The organism is Pseudoalteromonas sp. 20-92 (assembly GCF_030847595.1).
In the GTDB taxonomy this organism is placed as follows: Bacteria; Pseudomonadota; Gammaproteobacteria; order Enterobacterales; family Alteromonadaceae; genus Pseudoalteromonas; species Pseudoalteromonas fuliginea.
Map to the genome: position 1 here is coordinate 1 of NZ_JANJGQ010000059.1, position 1,577 is coordinate 1,577.

Below are 1,577 nucleotides of genomic sequence, written 5' to 3' on the forward strand. Positions count from 1 at the left end.
CTATCCTCATAACTGAAAAGCAATTGCTAATCCCACACTCCGCCAAAGGCGCAACACTCGATACAGGAGGTTAGTTAGACCTTGCCCGACAGGGACTTGCACCCTGCAAGATGGATCAAGCTTAGCTTGACGCACCAACGCCGCAGTAAACGGCGAGCAATAGCGAGTCCGGGGGAGCGCAGCGGACGTATTTGACCGCATTGTTAGCATTATTCGTAATCCCACAAGTCTTCACAGTCAGCCTCCAATGCCTTTAAATCCTGACGAAGCCTAGAATAATAGCAATCTGTAGATGTTTTTTTGAAACAAAGAACAGGCGGTGTCTTTCTCGCTTTTGAATAGAAGTATGGGGTGACAACCGCCCTGTGCTCACTTAAAAATGTAGATTGGGGGTTAAAGTAGTGGTGTCCAACTATTCTAATGTGATCACCTTTTGTAGAAATCTCTTGAATCATTTTTATTGATTCTCTGATTTTAATTCTAAAGCTACTTTCATCACTTCCGACTTTCTTACAGATAATCTCAACCATATTTGAGTCCGGGTGTTGAAGAAATATTGTTGTTTTCTTCTTCTCATCTTTAAATCGCTCCTCTAAATGCCGGAGATTATTGGAAATCCAAGTTCTACCATCATTCAAAACAACCCGCAGAACTTCTGAGTTTTTTATTATATCTCCGTAATCGTATGCACCCGACGATCCGAAAGAATGCGTTAATCCAATCTCTTCCTCATGGTCTATAGCTGATAGTCTATTTAATATTTTATCGGAGTTCTTTTCCAAAACTTTTATGAACTCCTGCCGGAGTATCAACTCGTATATTCCACCCCAAACACCTCCAATTAAAAATACCGAAGATAATTGAGATAGTACCGATGCTTCTATTGATGATTTATTGTCGGAGAAGGCATACAAAACCAAGAGCCCAAGACCCAATATTAAAAGCACTAAAGTGGCAAATAGAGCACCACTTCTATATTTAAATTTTTCTAAAGTTCCATCAGTCATACTCAATTCCCAATTTAAAATGTGACAATGCTAACGAGCCTGTAGATTAACTCGTTTTTTATTTATTTTTATTGATGAATCAACCATAGCTGAGTTCCTATTTTGGTTCAATTGATTACTGTATTTTTACGCAGAATATTGAAGTGTTTGATATTGTTTTAATTGGCGTTTTGGAAGGGATTACGGGTGTTTGAGTGGCTTTTATTTAGAGTAAAAGGGCTCCCCCTTCTTAATGCATCGTGTTTTGCAGCTTTTCTATATTATGAACAAGGCAATACAGTTGCCGCAGCATAAACTAAAGGCATTCACTTTCGCTTGACCCCTTAAGGTCAATTTATTCATGCCTTTGTTCACTGTAATATTCCGCTAAAGAAATTTAAAGCAAGTGTAAGAGAACTCACTAACCGCAACTGGGGGATCTCAATGACCCTACAAATTCATAAACTCACGCAGTATTCACGTGGCTGGGGACACTATTACCTAATAGCCAACGCTTATCAGTTAACGGTGGATTTAGATCATTGGATCCGCCGTAGGATAAAAATGTGCTACTGGCGGCAATGGCGTAAA

The 1,577-nt window shown here is 39.5% G+C and carries 1 protein-coding gene and 1 pseudogene; one reads left to right on the plus strand and one right to left on the minus strand.

The genetic code is table 11. The features are described 5' to 3' along the window. Positions 1 to 209: 209 nt before the first annotated feature. Positions 210 to 1,007, minus strand: a complete 798-nt coding sequence (locus tag NRL14_RS20720) for a hypothetical protein (protein WP_306725509.1) — start codon at positions 1,005 to 1,007, stop codon at positions 210 to 212. Between the two features lie 366 nt (positions 1,008 to 1,373). Here NRL14_RS20720 and NRL14_RS20725 point away from each other — a divergent pair. After that, a pseudogene (locus NRL14_RS20725) lies at positions 1,374 to 1,577 on the plus strand (group II intron maturase-specific domain-containing protein); the annotation flags it as partial.

What these genes read in the sequence shown, in the direction of transcription:
- NRL14_RS20720 (WP_306725509.1), bottom strand. Translation starts at nt 1,007, where the DNA reads ATGACTGATGGAACTTTAGAAAAATTTAAATATAGAAGTGGTGCTCTA.